Source organism: Nostoc sp. (assembly GCF_035638895.1).
In the GTDB taxonomy this organism is placed as follows: domain Bacteria; phylum Cyanobacteriota; class Cyanobacteriia; order Cyanobacteriales; family Nostocaceae; genus Nostoc.
The window spans coordinates 1-1,563 of record NZ_DASQZC010000395.1 but is presented as its reverse complement, the minus strand read 5'-3'; the positions used below and the strand labels follow the sequence as shown (position 1 = coordinate 1,563).

Annotated in this window: 3 protein-coding genes; 1 reads left to right on the top strand and 2 read right to left on the bottom strand. The window is 40.2% G+C overall.

The features are described from left to right. Together VE944_RS34345 and VE944_RS19720 are read right to left on the bottom strand one after the other, a co-directional pair. On the bottom strand, window positions 1-226 hold a 226-nt coding region (locus VE944_RS34345; protein ID WP_475483631.1), incomplete at its 3' end, for a PIN domain-containing protein. Between the two features lie 512 nt (window positions 227-738). Further along, window positions 739-1,188 carry a tetratricopeptide repeat protein gene (locus tag VE944_RS19720; RefSeq protein ID WP_324980630.1) on the bottom strand — a complete coding sequence of 150 codons (450 nt, stop codon included), beginning with the start codon at window positions 1,186-1,188 and terminating at the stop codon, window positions 739-741. Between the two features lie 135 nt (window positions 1,189-1,323). On the opposite strand from VE944_RS19720, the gene VE944_RS19715 reads away from it, so the two are divergent. Further along, on the top strand, window positions 1,324-1,563 hold a 240-nt coding region (locus tag VE944_RS19715), incomplete at its 3' end, for a hypothetical protein (RefSeq protein ID WP_324980627.1).

The following is a 1,563-nucleotide window of genomic DNA, read 5'->3' as shown; positions in this document are numbered from 1 at the left end:
CACCTTGACCACAACGCTGTGCTACTCTATCGGCAACAATAGCGGCACAGCCTGAATTTTTTGGTGCCAAACTCAATACTTGTGATTCTCCCTTTCCTAAATCCCAAGCTGCTACAACAGGAGCAATAGTATTAACTTCTAGTGTTTGTATCCAAGAAATATTGGGTGATTGTGTTGAGGCAACATCAGTTGTGACTTCTTCAAAAAGACCTAATGGAACTAAAATTTATGTAAATAATTGTAGAAGTAATTGTGCTTGCTGACTTTTCAGAAGAACAATCAAAGGGGAAGAATTAATAGTTACACAATTAATCGACATTTGCCAGTTCTTGGGCTAACTCTGGGCAGTATATTGCATAAAATTTACTTGGTAGCGTGATAATGCATTAATAAATTCAACACTGGCCCAGCAATTTCTCCTGCTTTGGCTTGTGATATGTCACCTAATTCATACTATTAACTGCTGCGGCAATTCGCATTTCTTAGATGAATTATTCAAGATTTCTACGAAGTGCTGAAAATACTGTTTTTGGTAATTTGATTGGTACTATTCGCATAAATTTATTCTCAAATTTGGGGTTTGGAATTTGAAACCGCAAAACAATGTCTACGACGGGCTATGCCTACGCTCTATTCTTTACTGTACCTTTGGTTATGAGGGGAAGATCGCTGCTAAAATTTGAACTACAACTGTTGTGTGGCATCAATTTGGTACAATTTTGTGAAAGGGTGCGATCGCTAGTGATATGCTTCTCTTAAAAATCTTGCATAACTTCCCCGAAGCATCATTGTATCGGGATGACCTACATTTAAAGTACGTTCACAAATTGCCAAAGCTTGCTGATACATGGTTTCAGCTTCGCTGTAGCGTCCTGTAAAATGAATTTCTTTAATTGTGGTGTGGGCATCTTGCCCGCCATTATATTTTGCTGTCAAGCAAGCCCGTAACTTTTCTAGCTTACCCCGGCTTTCAGAATTGGCTAACTCAGGATAACTCTGGCCGAACTTGTCATAAACCTCAGTCATCCGCTTTTTGAAAGCAGCCGCACCGATGTTCAACTCGCTGGCTAGTTTTGCCTCACTCTTCCCTGAGTTTTCAGTCTTTAAACGCTCTACAAAAGCTGCCGTTTGCTCTGGGGATAAGCCATGAATAGCAGCTTCATTGGCTAGAAAATCAGCCCATTGCATAGACAGGTTGTGAAATTGCTTCTCGATTCTACTTAATTTCTACCTTCTTTCTACTTTGTCTCTATTTCTATGGAATCTCTTCTTCTCCTGGCAGAAATATCATTTGCATAGAAACATTTAAAAGAGATTCAAGCCATGAAAACTGCCTTAACAATTCCAGCCAACTCCAATCAAACCACCCAAACTTCGCAATTAATCCCCGCCTCGCCAACATCGGTAGAAAATCCATCTACTTGGATGCGAGATGGATACAGTCCGACTGAAATTATTCTGGCGGCGGCAATTTTAACTTCATTGTCGATTGGGGGAATTGCCTCTGTGATTGTGGCGATTACGGGTTTAGTTAAAACTTTAGTACGCCCGACAAGCGAAAAA